Annotated in this window: 16 protein-coding genes and 4 pseudogenes; 9 read left to right on the top strand and 11 right to left on the bottom strand. The window is 37.7% G+C overall.

Annotated elements, in window-relative coordinates:
• The first annotated feature begins 387 nt into the window (after positions 1-387).
• Entirely contained in the window at positions 388-1,251 is an 864-nt protein-coding gene (locus ACWYN3_RS20825; RefSeq protein WP_456216190.1) for an N-acetylglucosamine kinase, read from the top strand.
• Positions 1,252-1,331: 80 nt separating this feature from the next.
• Here the strand turns inward: ACWYN3_RS20825 and ACWYN3_RS20830 are convergent.
• Positions 1,332-2,026: pseudogene (locus ACWYN3_RS20830) on the bottom strand (NUDIX hydrolase).
• Between the two features lie 127 nt (positions 2,027-2,153).
• On the opposite strand from ACWYN3_RS20830, the gene pfkA reads away from it, so the two are divergent.
• The 3 genes and pseudogenes from pfkA (at position 2,154) to gap (ending at position 4,997) form a co-directional block, all read left to right on the top strand.
• Positions 2,154-3,134, top strand: coding sequence for a 6-phosphofructokinase (gene pfkA, locus ACWYN3_RS20835; protein WP_456223093.1), 981 nt, complete (start codon positions 2,154-2,156; stop codon positions 3,132-3,134).
• Position 3,135: 1 nt separating this feature from the next.
• Positions 3,136-3,984, top strand: coding sequence for a hypothetical protein (locus ACWYN3_RS20840; protein WP_456216191.1), 849 nt, complete (start codon positions 3,136-3,138; stop codon positions 3,982-3,984).
• Positions 3,985-3,989: 5 nt separating this feature from the next.
• Positions 3,990-4,997, top strand: a pseudogene (gene gap / locus ACWYN3_RS20845) (type I glyceraldehyde-3-phosphate dehydrogenase).
• A gap of 96 nt (positions 4,998-5,093) precedes the next feature.
• On the opposite strand, the gene ACWYN3_RS20850 reads toward gap, so the two are convergent.
• The 6 genes and pseudogenes from ACWYN3_RS20850 to ACWYN3_RS20875 all read right to left on the bottom strand — a co-directional run bounded on the left by ACWYN3_RS20850 (position 5,094) and on the right by ACWYN3_RS20875 (position 7,934).
• The gene (locus tag ACWYN3_RS20850; protein WP_456216192.1) at positions 5,094-5,333 is read right to left on the bottom strand and encodes a hypothetical protein; all 240 of its coding nucleotides are present in this window, start codon (positions 5,331-5,333) and stop codon (positions 5,094-5,096) included.
• Positions 5,334-5,528: 195 nt separating this feature from the next.
• On the bottom strand, positions 5,529-5,705 hold the full coding sequence (locus tag ACWYN3_RS20855) for a LytTR family transcriptional regulator DNA-binding domain-containing protein (protein WP_456216193.1): 177 nt from the start codon (positions 5,703-5,705) through the stop codon (positions 5,529-5,531).
• Positions 5,659-6,294: a LytR/AlgR family response regulator transcription factor gene (locus ACWYN3_RS20860; RefSeq protein ID WP_456216194.1), complete on the bottom strand. Its 636-nt coding sequence runs from the start codon at positions 6,292-6,294 to the stop codon at positions 5,659-5,661. Before ACWYN3_RS20860 ends, ACWYN3_RS20855 begins: the two co-directional genes overlap by 47 nt.
• Positions 6,269-6,954, bottom strand: a pseudogene (locus ACWYN3_RS20865) (sensor histidine kinase). The gene ACWYN3_RS20860 and the pseudogene ACWYN3_RS20865 overlap by 26 nt, the downstream one beginning before the upstream one ends.
• Entirely contained in the window at positions 6,936-7,370 is a 435-nt protein-coding gene (locus ACWYN3_RS20870; protein WP_456216195.1) for a hypothetical protein, read from the bottom strand. Before ACWYN3_RS20870 ends, ACWYN3_RS20865 begins: the two are co-directional and overlap by 19 nt.
• Positions 7,371-7,934 carry a hypothetical protein gene (locus ACWYN3_RS20875; RefSeq protein ID WP_456216196.1) on the bottom strand — a complete coding sequence of 188 codons (564 nt, stop codon included), beginning with the start codon at positions 7,932-7,934 and terminating at the stop codon, positions 7,371-7,373.
• A gap of 199 nt (positions 7,935-8,133) precedes the next feature.
• Between ACWYN3_RS20875 and ACWYN3_RS20880 the strand changes: the two genes are divergently transcribed.
• From ACWYN3_RS20880 to ACWYN3_RS20900, 5 genes are all read left to right on the top strand, one after another.
• The gene (locus tag ACWYN3_RS20880; protein ID WP_456216197.1) at positions 8,134-8,517 is read left to right on the top strand and encodes a hypothetical protein; all 384 of its coding nucleotides are present in this window, start codon (positions 8,134-8,136) and stop codon (positions 8,515-8,517) included.
• A gap of 408 nt (positions 8,518-8,925) precedes the next feature.
• Positions 8,926-11,190 carry a TonB-dependent siderophore receptor gene (locus ACWYN3_RS20885; RefSeq protein WP_456216198.1) on the top strand — a complete coding sequence of 755 codons (2,265 nt, stop codon included), beginning with the start codon at positions 8,926-8,928 and terminating at the stop codon, positions 11,188-11,190.
• Positions 11,187-11,975, top strand: a complete 789-nt coding sequence (locus ACWYN3_RS20890) for a PepSY-associated TM helix domain-containing protein (RefSeq protein WP_456216199.1) — start codon at positions 11,187-11,189, stop codon at positions 11,973-11,975. Before ACWYN3_RS20885 ends, ACWYN3_RS20890 begins: the two co-directional genes overlap by 4 nt.
• Positions 11,976-12,049: 74 nt before the next feature.
• Complete coding sequence (locus ACWYN3_RS20895; RefSeq protein WP_456216200.1) at positions 12,050-12,283, top strand: PepSY domain-containing protein; 234 nt, start codon at positions 12,050-12,052, stop codon at positions 12,281-12,283.
• 193 nt (positions 12,284-12,476) lie between these two features.
• On the top strand, positions 12,477-13,088 hold the full coding sequence (locus tag ACWYN3_RS20900; protein ID WP_456223094.1) for a DUF4267 domain-containing protein: 612 nt from the start codon (positions 12,477-12,479) through the stop codon (positions 13,086-13,088).
• On the opposite strand, the gene ACWYN3_RS20905 is transcribed toward ACWYN3_RS20900, so the two are convergent.
• The 4 genes and pseudogenes from ACWYN3_RS20905 to ACWYN3_RS20920 form a co-directional block, all read right to left on the bottom strand.
• The gene (locus ACWYN3_RS20905) at positions 13,056-13,442 is read right to left on the bottom strand and encodes a GNAT family N-acetyltransferase (RefSeq protein ID WP_456223095.1); all 387 of its coding nucleotides are present in this window, start codon (positions 13,440-13,442) and stop codon (positions 13,056-13,058) included. The genes ACWYN3_RS20900 and ACWYN3_RS20905 overlap by 33 nt on opposite strands.
• Before the next feature lie 2 nt (positions 13,443-13,444).
• Positions 13,445-13,645 (bottom strand): GNAT family N-acetyltransferase, encoded by a 201-nt coding sequence (locus tag ACWYN3_RS20910; protein ID WP_456216201.1) that lies wholly within the window; start codon positions 13,643-13,645, stop codon positions 13,445-13,447.
• A 4-nt stretch (positions 13,646-13,649) separates the two neighbouring features.
• Positions 13,650-15,610 (bottom strand): annotated as a pseudogene (gene glgB, locus ACWYN3_RS20915) (1,4-alpha-glucan branching protein GlgB).
• A 36-nt stretch (positions 15,611-15,646) separates the two neighbouring features.
• A complete protein-coding gene (locus ACWYN3_RS20920; protein WP_456216202.1) occupies positions 15,647-18,118 on the bottom strand; it encodes a glycoside hydrolase family 31 protein in 2,472 nt (823 codons plus the stop codon).
• Between the last annotated feature and the right edge of the window lie 326 nt (positions 18,119-18,444).

Here is an 18,444-nt window from a genome sequence, read left to right on the forward strand (position 1 = left end):
GATTGGGTATTTTAAAAGAATATTATGACATTTATCAACTGCGATAAAATATTAAAATTTGGAATTTAAAATAACTAGTGTAATTTTATCTTAGTGTTAATTTAACAATATCTTAATTACGAAGGCTTATTACCTGGATATTTGCTGTTTACGAGGAAGCATGAGAAGATGAGATTTGAATTGAGGAGGATAAAAACAGGTAAATGCAGGGAATAAATAATAAAACTAAAAAATAAATACAAGGATAAACGCCGGTATCAGGTAAACAAAAACTGAACAGGCAAAAACACCATAAACAGACCATTAAAAAAGACCGAAAATGGAAAAAAAAAAAAAACAAGTTGTCAGGAATATTTACTTTTACCCAAAAAAAAAAAACAAATTAAGATGATAGTTATTGCAGATGGTGGTTCAACCAAAACCAATTGGTGCTTAATTAATGAAGCTGGTAGAAAAATTCATTTTAACACTGAAGGTTACAATCCGTATTTTTCCCGTACAGATTACATTGTTGAATCTTTAAAAAAGTCTTTACCAGATCATTTAGAGGCAGATAAACTAACAGAAGTATACTATTATGGTGCAGGCTGTTCAACTGACGCGAATAAAAAAATTGTATCTGATGCGATGGCGCAAGTCTTCCCAAATGCAATCATCTTTATCGGGCATGATTTACTGGCTTCCTGCAGAGCGTTATTAGGCGATGAGCCTGGTTTTGCCGCGATTTTAGGAACAGGTACAAATTCGTGTCTTTACGATGGAAGTGACATTTCTTTAAACATTGACTCTTTAGGTTATTTCCTTGGAGATGAAGGTAGCGGATGTTATATCGGTAAACGTATTCTAGGCGATTACATGAAAGGTTATATGCCAAAAGGCCTGAGAGAAAGCTTTTATGATAATTTCGCACTGACAAACGAAGATATTTTCGATCATATTTACAACAAACCTCTTCCAAACCGTTTTTGTGCAGGTTTCAGTAAGTTCTTATATGATTTCAAGGATAACTATGAGGATTATGCGTTCTCTACAGTTGAATATGCTTTCACTGCATTCTTTGAAAACCTGGTTATTCACTACCCGAACTATAAAGATTACACTTTAAACTGTGTAGGTTCTGTAGGTTATAGCTTCAGAGATATTTTAAGTATTGTTGCCGACAGATACGAAATGGGCGTAGGTAAAATTATCCGTTCTCCTATAGATGATCTTGTAGATTACCATATGCAACCAGCAAGAAGTTTGAGATAGAAAACAAATAAAAAAATCCCGGTTATGAATAACCGGGATTTTTTTTTATTTATAATACGCTTCGATTTATTTGCATCTATTTAAAAAGAGATTTCTTTTCCAAATAGCTTTCCATATTTTCTTTTGTCAAAACGATACAAAGTAGCCGCCCGAAAGGAAACTCCTTTTTTTGCTTTTCATCATTCAAATCTTTTAAAACGTTAAAGCTTAACATCTTTTTCCTGAAATTCCGCTTATCCAGTTTTTTACCCAGGATAACCTCATACACATTCTGCAATTGCGTTAAGGTGAATTTTTCCGGGAGTAATTCAAAAGCTATAGGCTGATGTTTGATTCTTCTTTTAATTTTCTCTAGCCCCTGATCAAAGATCTTCTGATGGTCAAACGCCAGCGGAGGCAGTTCTTTAACATTAATCCAGTGCGCTTGTTTAGCATAATTGCTGATCGGCTTCAGGGCTTTGTCCCCTCCCAAACGCAACATAGCATAATAAGCTACAGAAATAATTCGCCCCTGAGGGTGACGGCCTACATCGCCAAAAGTATAGAACTGTTCCATGTAAACATTCTCTATACCAGTGAGTTCATGCAAGATACGTGCTGCTGACTGATCCAAACTTTCGTTCTCATTTACAAGATATCCAGGAAGGGCCCACCAATCTTTAAAAGGTTCTTCATTCCTTTCAATCAGTAGAACTTTTAATTCTCCTTCATCAAATCCGAACAAAACACAATCTATTGAGAAGGTGGAATTAAGCTGTGGTAAGACTTCTTTCAAAACATTAAATTTTTAAAAACTAAAGCAAATTAATATACTTGTTTGCGATTTACATAAAATAAATCAAAATAAATTACTTAGTGTAATATCTACACGGTATATTCGTAATATAAACACATGAAACCAAATATCAAAAAAAAATATCGCTGTATTGACATCTGGGGGTGACGCTCCCGGAATGAACGCATGCATAAGAGCAGTTGTACGTACCGGTATTTACAATGGTATAAATATGTTTGGAGTTTTGCAAGGTTATCAAGGATTAATAACTAACAATATTATTCCTATGGATGCCCGTTCAGTGAGCAATATTATCCATTTAGGCGGAACAGTACTAAAAACGGCACGTTGTTTAGAGTTTAAAACAGACGAAGGCATGGATCTTGCGTACGAAAATCTCAAGCTGCATCAGATAGATGCACTGGTTGTGATTGGCGGAGATGGTACTTTTACCGGAGCCCGTCGTTTTGCGCAAAGACATCACATTAATGTGATTGCCATTCCTGGAACCATCGACAACGATTTATACGGTTCTGATTTTACATTAGGTTACGATACTGCGATTAACACAGTTATTGAAGCCATAGATAAAATCAGAGATACTGCAGATTCGCATGACCGTTTATTCTTTGTTGAAGTAATGGGCCGGGATTCGGGCTGTATCGCTTTAAGAAGTGCAATTGCTTGTGGAGCTGAAGCTGTATTGCTGCCTGAAAAGGCAACAAGTCTGGACGAGCTGATCAAACAGCTGGAAGTCGGAGCGGCTACAAAAAAATCTTCGAGCATTGTAATTGTATCTGAAGGCCATAAACAAGGAGGTGCTTACGACATTGCCAAACATGTTAAAGAAAAGTTCAACCATTATGATACAAAGGTCACTATATTAGGGCACTTGCAGCGTGGAGGAAGTCCAAGTAGTTTTGACAGGATCTTAGGAAGCCGTTTAGGTTATGCAGCCGTGAATGAACTGTTGAAAGGCAGCACTCAGCAAATGGTTGGATTAAGGGGTAACGAGATTAAGTTAACCACTTTAGACGAAGCGCTGACAGAACATAGTTTTAAACTAGAAAGTGATCTTTTGGAAATGACTAAAGTTTTATCCATTTAACATGATAGCGGTAGTATATAGCGGCTCAAAAACGGCACTGTGGAAAATAGCTAAAGACGGCAAAACAATTGCTGAATGTAGTATGCCAGGTATAAACCCGTTTTTTGTAGATCAGAAGTCATTATTACAGCAACTCAATAAAAAATCTATTCTGATCAACAATGCAGAACAGATTAAAAAAATTCATGTTTTTGCAGCCGGAGCAACATCTTTAGAACGCCGGAATGAATTAGTGGCCTCTTTAGAAATGTTCTTTAAACATAGCAAAATCACTGTTCAGGATGATTTATATGGCGCTGCTATAGCCGCTTGTTTTAATAAAAGTGGTATTGTGGGCATCCTGGGCAGCGGAGCAAACTGTGCATATTTTGATGGCACCAAACCTGAACCGAATAATTTTGGCCTTGGCTTTATCCTCAGTGATGAGGGCTCAGCTACTTATCTGGGTAAAATGATCCTGAAATATTATCTTCAGGAAAAACTACCCGCTGATCTGATGAAAAAATTCAGTAAAAAGTATGACCTGAACAGATCTGAAATACTGGACAAGGTCTATAAAAAAACTATGGCTCAGCAGTTTCTGAGTTCTTTCCTGGATTTCTTTATAGAGAACAGGGAACATGAATATATACAACAGTTAATAAATGACGCTTTTCAGCGTTATATAGATACTTACCTGTTGCCTACAATGAAACTTCATCCAGGTGAGGAAGTCCATTTTGTAGGTATAGTAGCAGGGAACTTTCAAGACCTTTTGCGGGCAATAGCAAAGAAAAACGGTTTTGAAATTACTACGATTACCAAAAACCAATATATATATATTTATTTACTTAATTACTATTCAAATTAATAATAATGACAAAAATTGGAATAAACGGTTTTGGCCGTATCGGCAGATTAGTTTTCAGAGCTGCATTAAAGAGAGGTTTAAACGTAGTTGCAATAAATGATCTTGTGGAGCCAGATTACATGGCTTATATGTTAAAGTACGATTCTACACATGGTCGTTTTGACGGAACTATTGAAGTAGTTGACGGACATTTAGTAGTGAACGGAAAAAAACTATCCGTATTACTGCTGAGAGAGATCCGGCTAACTTAAAATGGAAGGAAGTAGGTGTTGAAACTGTTATTGAGTCTACAGGGTTATTCTTAACTCAGGCTGATGCAGAGAAACACATTACTGCAGGAGCAAAAAGAGTTGTTCTTTCTGCTCCGGCTAAAGATGATTCAATCCCTACTTATGTAATGGGTGTTAACCATCTTCAATTAACAGCAGATCAAACTGTTGTTTCTAATGCTTCATGTACTACTAACTGCCTTGCACCAATCGCAAAGGTATTAAATGACAACTGGGGTATTGCTGAAGGATTAATGAGTACTGTACATGCAGTTACTGCAACACAGAAAACTGTTGATGGTCCTTCTGCGAAAGACTGGAGAGGTGGACGTGGTGGTTTCTCTAACATCATTCCTTCTGCTACAGGTGCTGCTAAAGCAGTAACTAAAGTTATTCCTGCACTTAAAGGTAAATTGACTGGTATGGCTTTCCGTGTTCCGGTTGCTGATGTATCAGTAGTAGATTTAACTGTACGTTTAGAAAGACCTGCTACTTACCAACAGATTAAAGACGCGATGAAAGCAGCTTCTGAAGGTGAATTAAAAGGTGTTCTGGGTTACACTGAGGATGAAGTAGTTTCTTCTGACTTTATCGGTGATGACCACGCTTCTATCTTTGATGCGAACGCAGGTATCGCATTGAATGATAACTTCGTAAAAGTAGTTTCATGGTATGATAACGAATGGGGCTATTCTTTCTTCTGCATTAGCTAAATTCGTAGAGTACTACGGAAACTTAAAATAAAACCCGCTCATACCGGTTTATATTTTTTCAGAAAAGGGATGGTCTGCATGGATCATTCCTTTTTTATTTCTATATCTTTATGGAGCAGTCCCGTCTCTAAACGTTAAACTCATCCAGAGAATAGGGCATTTCTATACATAAAAAGCCTTGTTCAAGCAATAATTGTTCTACTTCAATAGTGCAAAGAACCGGGCTCACTACTCTAAGAATCTTATCTACATCTTCTAAATCAAAAGTCCAGTTCTTCTCCCCGAGAAAGGCATCTAATTCTGGCCTTACACAATCCAGATCATCTTTGTCCTGGACTGAAGTTTTAAAAATAATCACGTTCATCATTTATAATTAAATAGTTCAAGATTTATAAAATTATCAGCGTGCAAACAGCGGTCTGCTCATTTCCACTGCAGGGTAGAAATCATTAATATAAAGATGTGATATAACGCTAACTATTTAAAGAGATTTAAGGCCGAAACGCACAAAATAGACGGTGAACAGTCAGAAATGACCGGTAAACATGAATTACAAATATTACTACTTTCTAGCCAGCCAATCCAGAAACTGAGGAGTCTTTTCTTTACTGATGGTTATTGATTCTTTGAATGAAACAAAAAGATTGATCACCAGCTTACGGGAAAAAAAATGTGCAGCGTCTTTTACTGCTTTACGATTGACCAGGTATTGACGGTTTACCCTGAAAAAAAAAATCATCACCCGATAGTTTTTCCAGTTCTTCCAGATTCTTATTCAGCACATATGTTTTCTGATCAAAAGTCAACAGATTAGTCTCTTCATTCGCAATGTAAAACAACGCAATATGATCTGTTTTAACTGGTATAATTTTGTCTTTATAGCTAACCAGTATAGAAGATGTCTTTTGCGGCATCTTACTGACAAAAAGATCAAAAATTGCATCGTAGGATATCTTTTCAGGAGAAAAGCCTCTGCGCAAAGAATGGTATTTATTCAGAGCCTGAGCAATAGATGCTTCCGTAAATGGCTTTAGGATATAGTCAATACCATTTGTCTTGAAAGCATTTAAAGCATATTCGTCGTATGCCGTACAGAAAATTATAGGCGCAGCAACATTTACAGTTTTAAAAACATCAAAACTCACACCATCCCCCAATTGAATATCACTAAAGATCAGATCAGGCGCAGGGGTATTTTCAAAATACGCAACGGCTTCTTTTACAGACCTTAAAAAAGCAACCAACTGTGCATCCGGCTGCAATTTCAAAATCACATCAGCAAGATCCTCAGCCGTCAACTTTTCATCTTCTATAATTACGATCTTCATTTTCTAATATTTTTAAACTAACTGAAAAGGTTTTACCGTCGTCTTTGATCTCAATCTCATCACCAGACAACAATTTGTATCTTTCGGCAAGATTTGCTAACCCGCTTCCAGTAGAGTGTTCTGCTACAGACCTTAATTTAATATTATTAATTACACTGATCCAGTCTCCATTTTGCTTTATTTCAATAGTAAGCGGGTCTGCATCGGTAAGTTCATTATGTTTGATTGCATTTTCCAAAAGTGGCTGCAAAGAAAAAACTGGCAATAACCCATCCGATTTTCTGATCTCAAAAGAAAAGCGCAAAGCTTCACCAAATCTGACTTTTTGCATTTCCAGGTAATCTATTCCTAGTTTCACTTCCTCGCTGAGCGATGCCAGCCCACCCTTATTACCAGATACAGAAACCCTTAAAAAATCTGATAACCGCAGCAAGTAATCTTCTGCTCTTTCAGGGCTCTTTTTTTGATTAATGATTTAAGAATATTAAGTGCATTAAATAGGAAATGAGGTTGAATTTGCTGCTGCAATAATCGATGTGCTGCCTCAGAACTTGCCGCGTTTAAACGGGAATTCTCCAATTGTGCTTTATTATTTGCGTCCTGAACGATAATAAAGTTTTGCAACAGCAGCAGTACACAATTTACAAATACGCCCTGCACCGCAGTATAAAAAGAAAAACAACATCTCCCTTTACTCTGACACCTAATGTCTTCGCCGAGATCCCCTGCTGGATCAGATAAGTCTGGAAACCATACATAATCCACATGACGAGTATACTCATCACGAAACTGGAAATATAAAACGACACCGTGCAACTACGGCCTCCGTTGCGATTAGTTTCCTTCAAAATTACGAGCAAACCTGTATTACCCATATTGATAAACATCATCAGAAAGAAAAACAGAACTGATCTGCATAATGCGCCTTCAATAGTCTCTCCTTCCATATAGGAAGAACTAAATAAGAACAAGCTTATTGCCAGGGAAAAACAACAGCTTACTTTCAATAGACTTTGAGTTGGAAGCTTTGTCTTCATCATGGCAAATATAGTCAGGATCGAAAAAGGATCTTTCATTTATTTTTTCTTTGGGGCTCTCAGTTTACTATTCGGTATAACATACGATACATTCATATTAAAAAATGTGGATCCTATTTTAGTTCTGGATTTATAATCATTAAAATTCTCATTCACTTTAATCAGGCGGGTAGTGAGTGTATTTCTATATCCCCCTTTAACGCCAAACAGGAAACTTTTCCCAAGCATATGTTCGTACCCAACATAGCTGTTGATCTCATTAGAAATCCATTCATAATTACCCGAACGATATTTTCCTTCCTCATCCTGCTTCACAAAGAAAGAATTATTGGTCAGCTCTACACCAGTACTCAGCCAGCCGTCTAACACCCCTGATCTTCTGGCAATCAATTTTTGCGGAAGTAAAAGATCCATTTCCCATAGACTATTAGAGAATTTATGCCAGTAAGAATACATCGGGAAGAATGGTAAAATGGTCGATCTATCCAGATTTACATAAAGTCCGATAATGGAAAGTGCTGAAGCATTCTGTTTCAGAATCAGAGAAGAAGACAGACTTCCGCTTAACTTTTTAATATTAAAAAAATTAGACCTTCCAAGCATTACCGTAGCATTGTAAAAAACTGTTATGCGAAAATGCTTAGTTAGTCAGAAGCTAAAAAGTATTTTACACCTGAAACGGACAACATTACACCCGAAAAGCATAATTATGATAAATCGGTTTAAATAAGCAACTTTTGAGGTTGTCCCCTCCCGTCTGGCAAAAAAATAGTACATTTGCGCCATATTCAAAGCACATTCATTGAGAAAATCAGTCTGCATTTTATTATTCCTTATCATTGCCTCACAATCCTTTAACAAATTGTGGGTAACGGTTTCGTTTAAAATGAATGAGCGTTATATTTCATCTGTACTTTGTGAGAATAAAAACAGACCTGAAATGCACTGTAATGGCAGATGTATTTTAGTTAAAAAACTAAAACAGGCTGAAGAAAACGAACAAAAACAAAGAAATCAAAATCAGGAAAATACGAACGTATTATTTTTCTGCAAACTTAACAGGCTCAAAGTCACTGAATTTCTTTTAGCCGTAAAAATAGATAGTTTCAACAGGTTCTATCTTGATTTCAAACCTTCCGCTTTTCATAACGATATTTTCAAACCACCACAGGGGCAACTCGTTTAATTTTTATTGATATACCTGAATTCCTCTGCAACGTGAATTAAATCATGCTGTTCGGATATGCTGTTGTATTTATTGAACAACAATATTTTCAGAAGGTATCTGTGTGCTGCATTTCTGGCAGTGCGAATAATTGGCTTCTTGCTGGTTATATACTTTAATTATGTACGTATGATTTGGCATTAGTATAAACTGATATCAAATCAAAAATTGTAAAAACATGAAACCATCATGATTTTTCAAACCACAAAGTGGGATGTAAAAATCTGATAGCTTCATCACAAGTAAAAACAAATCATAAACAAATGAAAATCAATGTTTTCCTTATTATATTTTTATTTCTCTCTGTTCACAAGCTCTCTGCGCAATCTCCATCAGGTTCTTTACACGGTAATATTGTTTCTTTCGACAATGAGCCCATTCCGAATGCTAATGTTGTCAAAAAACACCGGACTTAAAACCACAACTGATGTAAATGGAAATTTCAGTTTCAGGAACATCCCTGCCGGCACTTATATCCTGATCGTTTCTAATGTCGGTTATACAGCCAAAAGACAAAACCTTATCATTGAACCTGGCAAAAAATTAAGGCTCAGTTTTCAGCTTTCAAAGAGCAGACAGGAACTCAATGAAGTTGCGATCAGTGGTGCTAAAAACCATTATAAGGTAAAAAACTCCAGTACTTCTACAAGAATGGATATTCCTTTATTAACCACCCCGCAATCTGTACAGGTGGTTTCGAACCAGGTAATCAAAGATCGTCAGGCATTTACTTTAAATGAGATTTCAAATTCATTTACCGGAATGAAAGCCAATAACGGAAGTGGTTCCTTTAGTATCCGTGGTTTTACAGCCTATTCCCCTACCGATGCCAGTTTCCTTTTGTATAACGGAATCCGTGGAAATTTATACCTGTGGAGCCAGCAACCTCTGCTTTATAACATTGAAAATGTAGAATTGCTGCGCGGACCATCAGGGGCATTATTTAGTGAAGGTTCACCAGGAGGAGTTATCAATTTTGTCACTAAAAAACCACTGGAAAAAGAAAGATATGAATTTGATATTGCCATGGGCAGCTGGAATTTCAAGCGCCTCTCAGCTGATTTAACAGGGCCTTTATCTAAAAACAAGAAACTGCTTTACCGGGCGATCATCGGTTATGATAAATCAAAAAGTTTCAGGGACTATCAGGATAAAGAAAACATCTTTATCGCTCCTTCACTTACTTATCTTTTCTCCGGTAAAACTGATCTGAATTTAGAGCTCAATTATGCACATCAAAAAACCAATCAGCAATATGATAATGGTACCTATATCCGTACCAATCCTGACGGAACTTTTGATTTCAATTATTATCCGGATAACCTGACGGTACAGAGTCCAACAGATTATGGAAAAACTGACAATGTATCTGCCACGCTGACTTTTAATCATCAATTTAATGATAAGCTAAAGCTAAAGCTAACAGCCGTACACCGTGCCGTAAACAGTAAACTGGATTATACGGATCACATCCCGGTAGGAAAAATAAGAAATGATTCTATTAGCCGCGGGTTTCAGGATTGGGAAACCAGCCGTTTTAGCCTGCAGACTACAGCCTATTTATCATACCGGACCCAAACAGGTTTATTAAAACATAACATAATTACCGGAGTTGATTATAACCGTTATGGCTGGACTAAAAATGACTATCAATACAAGCCCGCTATGCGCATTTCTATCTTCAACCCTGATTATAGTCATGACCCACCTGCCGAATCTGTTAAAGCGCAGGAATCAGATGATAATAAAAGAATCACCAGCCTTATTGGTTTATATGTACAAGATCAGATCAGCCTTGGTGAAAAGATAAAAGCATTGCTCTCCCTTCGTTATGATAATTACAATGCTAAAGAAACACCTCTTTCTGCCAGAGATAATAAACAGGGTGATGAATTACAGGCTTCAGGATTTATTCCGCGCGCCGGACTGGTTTATTTACCTGCTACTAATATTTCTTTCTACGCCAGCTTTTTAAAGTCGTTCAATCCACAAACGTCTAATAATGCTTTATCAGGAGGTCCTTTTCCTACCCGCAGGGCTACTCAATATGAAATTGGTTATAAAGGAGATTTCTTTAACAATGCACTTTTTACCAGTGTTTCTGTTTACCAGATCAGGTATGCGAATATTCTGGCTTCAGCACCAACTGAAGAGAACTCTCATCGTCAGGAGGCGCTTAAAGGAACAAGAAGTAATGGTATAGAGTTTTCAGCTACGGGTACGATTCACAATTTTAACATCATAGCTGGTTATGCTTATAACGACCATGTGATTTTAAGTACTAGTACATTGGGTAAAAAAGGGGACCGCTTTAACAATGCGCCAAAACATATCGCCAATTTATGGCTGAAATATAATGTAACAAAAGGTGCGGTTAAAGGGATTGGTATGGCTGCAGGAGTAATATATGTAAGTGATCAGGTAGGTCAGATCAGCAATCAGAATTTTGTATTCCCATCCTATACAGTTTTTGACGCGGCTGTTAACTACCGCAGAGGAAAATACAATGTCCAGCTGAATGCTTATAATTTAACAGACAAACGTTATTTCACGGGTAGCCGGTCAAGTACGGTAACCGGTGGCCTGGGCGATCCATTGAATTACAGAATAGGAATAAGTTATCTGATTCAATGAGAAAGATAAATTTAACACGGGTCCTGGTTTTTTCGATACATAGCTGGCTGGGCTTAATTACTGGTGTATTTCTACTTTTACTAGGGATCAGCGGATCTGGCCTGGTATTTTTAAAAGAAATAGATCAGGCCGTCCACTCAGAGCTATTAACAGTTAAGCCGGCAGGCAAACGTTTACCGCTGGATAGTTTTTATCTTAAAATTACCCGCAGCCATCCGAAGATTAAAGGGATAGCCTGGCTTAATCCTGATGCAGCTCCTGACAGAGCATATGAATTCAGGCTCTATCAGAATGACGGTAAGATCAGTACTTATGATTTGGGAATGGTTAGCATGAACCCTTATACCGGAGCGGTCATAAGAGCAGGAAATCTTAAAGATTTCAACACGGGTTTCATGCATTGGTTAATACAGTTCCACTGGAGTTTTCAATTAGGGCTTCCCGGGCTATTGATGGCAACTATATTTGGAATTACCATGTTGATTTCAATGATAACCGGCCTGATCATTTATCGGAAATATATCTGGAAGGTACTGACTTTCAGGGTAGGGATTAAATGGAAAAACAGGAGCACTATAGCTTCTGGTTTACATCGTGTAGTTGGGGTATGGGCGCTTGCCTTTAACCTGATCATCTTTTTCACAGGTTTCTGGATGAATATGTTTGCTTTGGATAAAACTTACTGGCAAAAACAAACCATCGCCTGCCCTGTCAATACTTTGGCTAAACAGCCGTTCGAAAAATTATTGAACCAGGCTAAGGAACAATTCCCTGATTTAATTTAATTCCGCAAAATGTCTATCTGCCCACACAGCCAGGTAGCAACTTCAAAGTAAATGGCTCATTAAAAGACCAAAATGTGTTATTTCATGGTGGAAACTCTATTTCCTTTGATGTCATCTCAGGGCAACTGACAGCTATAAACAAACTGAGTGAAAAAAGTTTGTGGGATAAAACAGAGGCGACATTTTTCTCTTTACATACAGGAGATTTTGGTGGTGTTTTTATTAAAGCAGCTTATGTTTTAATCGGTTTATTACCTGGATTGCTATCCATCACCGGCTTTTTGCTTTGGTGGAGAAAAAGAGGCTGATTGTGATTTATTAACCCAGGTGCATGAATAGCTTTTTGCATTTAAGGAGATTTGTAAGATCACATTAAAAAAAATATCATGAAAAAATCAGTAGAAACAATTGCATTTTGGATCATCTTATTAACAGGCTTGGGGTTGATCTTTATAGGTTCGCGCTTTTTGCTCGTTCCTCTTACGGGAAGAAGCCTTTGGCATCAAGGTGCCAGTTAATGGTAATTTTTCATTCCATTACATTAAGGGCATCAGGGATATTTTTTCGGGAATTATTGTAACAGCTCTTTTGCTGACCAAAGAATACAGGGCATTAGGCATTATATTGCTTTGTGCTTTCATTGTTCCAGCGACCGACATGTTCATTGTTTATTCCCGTCCCGATCACGAAATGAGCAGGCTTTATCCGCACCTGACAGCTATCATTATTTGTCTTGTTTTCGGTGTTTACTATTTACGCTCAAAAAAAAAAAAAATAAAGATCATGGTTATTTTCAATATCGCGCTGCTTGTTCACTTCACCGCCTTTTTGTTGTTCTTATCAAAATTGATATTATTGTTTCCCAGGGAACAACGATATACAGATAAGAGTGGCCTGTTATTGGGCATCGTCCTGTTAATTACCGGCCTTTTAATGGTCGCCCTGAAATATCCGGCCATTAACTATTATAAAGTAATACCAAAAACAGGCATATTCCTGGTGATCTCAGTACTCTGCGCCATTTACAGCGGGAAGGTTTTGCCGAAACCCGTTTATTTCACCCTACTGGTTTTGACCGTATTAGCAAGTGTAATAGCTGTTTTCAGGGTATAAATTAAAGAGGGATAATCCCTCTTTAATTTCAAATGTTTTTTTCTCGTATACAAATGTATCTCTGAATCGTCCCTTCATCTCAAAATCTTTCTTAATCAGTCTGATCCGGAAAAAACCACAATGTTTTAAGACTGCCTGAGAGGCAAGATTTAAAATATCACAAGTGGCATCGATCGTTTTCACCCCTAATTCTGTAGCTGCATATTGGATTAAGGCTTTTGTTGCTTCTACAGCATATCCACTTCTCCAATACTGTGGATTAATGATATACCCTAGATTCCCTTTCTGTTCCTCCTGTATATCAAATCTGAAACCACATCCTCCAATCAGCCGGTCTTCTTCTTTTAATACAATTGCTAATTCAAAACTGGTTCTTGAACCATTTTTTTAGACTCCAGTACATTTCCAATAAATTCTTTGGTATCGGCTTCACTGTTTGGTCCCCAGTTCTCATAGATCAGAATCTCCTCCTTCTTTGCATATTCATGAACTGCTTCCCAATCTGACTCATTGTATTCTCTGAGTATTAACCTTTCCGTTTCTATCCAGATCTCCATCTTTTTATACGGTTTTCAATACCATCGCTCCTAAGGGTGCGATATTGATTGAAATAGAATAATCTCTCCCATCTGCCTTAACAGCTTCCGGTAAAGAAACTTGTTTATTCAGTTTACCACTGCCAAAAAACTCCACATCATCACTGTTAAAGATCTCTTTCCAGGATGCCTTAAATGGCAAACCTATTCTATAATTCTGTCTGTAAACAGGTGTCATATTTAAGATCACAATCAATGTATCCTTCGCTTTATGCCCTTTACGGGTATAAACGTAAATAGAATGATCCCTGTCGTCAGCACTGATCCATTCAAAACCTTCCGGAGAAAAAAATTGAAATCATATAAACCAGGCTCTGTGCGATACAGCTTATTCAGTGCTTTCACATAAGTCTGCATTCCCGAATGAGATTTATAACGCAACAAATCCCAATCCAGAGATCTTGTAAAGTTCCATTCTCCATTCTGTGCAAATTCATTGCCCATAAAAAGAAGTTTAGTTCCCGGCTGAGTAAACATATAGGCGTATAAAAGACGCAGATTGGCATGTTTTCTCCATTCATCACCCGGCATTTTATAAATCATAGACGATTTACCATGCACCACCTCATCATGTGAAAAAGGGAGCATAAACTTCTCAGAAAAAGCATAAGTAATACTGAAAGTAAGCTGATGATGATTATATTTTCTGTCGATAGGATCTGTTTTGAAATACTTAAGCGTATCATTCATCCATCCCATCATCCATTTCATACCAAAACCTAAACCTCCTTCACTTACCGGATGTGTTACCCCGGGATAGGTGCTGCTCTCTTCTGCAATAGTTGTACACCTTTAAAATTGGTATAAATTGATTCATTCAGATCTTTAAGGAACTGGATTGCCCCTAAATTCTCTGAACCACCAAATTCGTTGGTCGCTGCGTCTCCAGCTTTTCTGGAAAAATCAAAATATAGCATAGAAGCCACAGCATCCACACGTAAGCCATCTGCATGGAACTGGTCTAACCAGTACATCGCATTGCTGATCAGAAAAGATCTGACTTCATTCCGGTCATAATTGAAAATATAGGATTTCCAGTCCGGATGAAAACCTTTGCGCATATCGGCATGCTCATATAAATGTGTTCCGTCAAAATGGAATAATCCATGGGCATCACCAGGAAAATGTGAAGGAACCCAGTCCAGAATTACTGCAATATCATTTTTATGGAACTCTTCAATCAGGTACATGAGTTCCTGTGGGGTACCATGTCTTGAACTGGCTGCAAAATATCCAGTAATCTGATAACCCCATGATGGATAATAAGGGTATTCCATGATCCATCAGCTCCACATGGGTAAAGCCCATTTCCTGCACATAAGGGACAAGGCTTTTTGCTATTTCTTTATAAGTTAATATACGGTCAGGTTCTGAAGGGTCGCGCTGCCACGAACCCAAGTGGACTTCATAAACAGACATGGGCTGATCCAGTGCATTTAATACAGGACGCTTTTTCAGCCATGCTTTGTCTTTCCATTTATACTCAGTATCCCAGACTACAGAAGCTGTTTGAGGAGGATGCTCCCATCTGGTCGCAAAAGGATCTCCCTTTTCATAATCTTTCCCGTCAAATCCTTTGATAAAATATTTATAAACTGTTCCTTTTCCTAATTCAGGAATAAAGCCTTCCCAGATCCCCGATTCATCCAGTCGTTTATACAACCGGTGTGAGGTGGCGTGCCATTGATTAAAATCCCCTGCAACATAAACATCCTGCGCATTTGGAGCCCAGACTGAAAAATAAGTTCCCTCAGTATCGTTCAATGTCAAAAGATGCGCACCCATTTTTTCATACAAACGAAAGTGCTTGCCCGAAATAAATAAGGCAACGTCAAAATCTGTCAGTAAACTAAAAATCCAGACAGGTGCATCTGCAGGTACGGCAATAATTTCTTTAACAGGATTACCCTGATTCGCTTTAGCCATTATGATTAAGGATTATATTCTTTCAAAATCGGGATCTTATTCTCCCTGTATTTGTATTACAGCGAAGTTTTTATTGGTTTTAAAACGCAAACAATTTCTATCGTCGTTATGATAATCTTTAATTTCCAGTCCATCTACAATCACTTTTTTAATCCCAAAAGGGATACCAATTAAGTTATAATTATAGGTTTCATAATTCGGCGTATACAAGCCCTCCAGTTTTTGCTGGATTAGCAGACGGCGATCATTTCCTTTAACCGTAAACTTCTTTTCAGAATAAATATCCTGCTCATAAGCAAAAGTATCTCCGTGATCTTCAAAGAAAAACGAATTCACTTCATAATTCGCATAATAAATATTCAATAATACCTCATCTACATTTTTCTCTCCCACATACTGCATCACCGGATACTCCGGAATAACAGCTCCTGCTTTGATGAAGATAGGCATATCTTCTAATGGTGCGTCTATTAAATGTTCATTTTCACCGCCAAGCAATTCATGCGTCCAGAAGTTATACCATTGTCCCTTTGGTAAATAAACTGTTCTTGAAACAGCTCCCTGTTCCAGAATCGGGCAAACCAGGATTTTATCGCCGAAGGCAAATTCATCTTGTCTGAAATGGTTGCTCACATTTTCCTGCTCCAGCATCACCAGAGGTCTTAAAATAGGGAAACCATAACGGTGATGCTCCCAGAACACAGAATATAAATAAGGCATTAACCGGTATCTCAGTTCAATAAACTTACGGTTGATTGCTGTATAAGGTTCTCCGAAACTCCACGGCTCTCTTTCAGCAGTATCACCTGCTGAATGTGCACGCATAAAAGGAGAAAATGTACCTAACTGAATCCACCTGGTAAACAGTTCGCCATCCGGTTCTCCGCTAAAACCTCCGATATCAGTTCCACAAAATGGTACTCCGGATACTGACATTCGCTGGCATTGGATATTTCCCATTTTTAAATGCTCCCAGCTGGCTACATTATCACCTGTCCATACACAACCATAACGCTGCATTCCGGCATATCCGGCACGCGTAATGGTAAAAGGACGCTTATTGCGCATTAGTTTTTTTAGCCCGTCATAAGTTGAACGTACCATTTGCATTCCATAAACGTTATGCGCTTTACGGTGCGATCCTCTGTGTCCATCATAATTATGACGTACATCATTTGGAAATGTTCCTGCTCCGAAAACTGCCGGCTCATTCATATCATTCCATACTCCTGCAACACCCATATCCACCAATTCTTTATACAATCCGCCCCACCACTCTCTTACGGTAGGATTGGTAAAATCAGGAAACTGACATCTGCCTGGCCAGACATGACCTTCCATAAAGTAATCATCACTCCTTCTGCAGAAATAATTATTTTCTTTTCCTTCTTTAAATACCCAGTAATTGTCATCAACTTTAATTCCGGGATCGATCATGACAACAGTCTTGAATCCATCATCAGCAAGCTCTTTGATCATTTTACGCGGATCAGGAAAATGCTTTTTGTTCCAGGTGAAACAACGATAGCCATCCATATAATCGATGTCAAAGTAAATCGCATCACAAGGAATTTCCCTGGAACGGAATCCTTCGGCTACTTCTTTTACTTTAGTCTCCGGATAATAGCTCCATCGGCATTGATGATAACCTAAAGCCCATTTTGGAGGCATAGGATGTGTCCCCGTTAAACTTTGATAACGTTTAACCACGTCCATCATATGTGGCCCGTGGATATAATAATATTGCAATTCACCACCATCTGCCCAGAAGCTGGTCTTATCATTATCTTCTTTTCCGAAGTCAAAATAAGAACGGAAGGTATTATCAAAGAAAATCCCGTAAGCAGATTTCTGGTGCACTCCTGTATAAAAAGGGATTGTTCTATATAGTGGATCCTGATCCCATCCAAAAGAATAGGCATCAGTATTCCAGTTTTGAAAATGACGGCCGCGCAGATTCATGTTTCCTGACTTATCTCCAAGACCGAAAAAATTCTCTTCAGGAAAACATTTCTTGGTTGCAAAAACGTAATATCCGCCAAAGTCTGCGTTTTCTTCCCAATGCATTGGAGAAGCGTCTTCACTCATCACAGTCTGCGTCAGGTTCTCCGTAAATGAAATATGAAAATCGGCCTTCCTTATTTTACAGGTAACTGTATTTGTAGAAATTGCATAATAATCTTCCTGGTCATCCAGGCTGAAAGTACTTACTTTCTGATCCACTACAGGAACAGCGTAAGAGAAATCTTCCAGAAAAACACTATGAGGAGCCAGTCTGACACGGATAATCTCATTACTGACTACCCTGACCTCTACACAAGCTTCGCCATCCGAAAAGAAAAACTTGTTTCCTTCTTTACGTACATCCTGCACGTGAGTGAGATATTTCTTAACTATCGGTTTTAAGGCTAATACCGGATTGTTTAAATGTTGAATAGTAGTTTCAACTATTTCCTTAATATTATCGTTGTCCTTTATTTCGTTTCCTTGTTCTTCGAATTCTTCCATAAAAAGGTTTCCGTAATCTGTTTGTCTAAGTAAAATGTCTTGTTGCTATAGCTAAAGTGTTAATTATTATGCCAAAACACAAGGTTTTTCAGATATAATTCAAACCAGATTTCAAAGTTTTGTGTTAAAAATACACTTTGCTGAATCTATTTAGCTTTTTCTTTAACAAACCATAACAGATCTTCAGATCAACCACATAAAAATATTTAGATTAGTAATCAATCCAGTTTTGTATTAAATTGCCGTAGAATACCATTATAAAAAAATCTCTTTAATCGGCAATTCAATAATTCATATGAGGAACAAATTCAAAGCATTCATTTGCG

The sequence above is a fragment of the Pedobacter sp. NJ-S-72 genome, assembly GCF_053890575.1.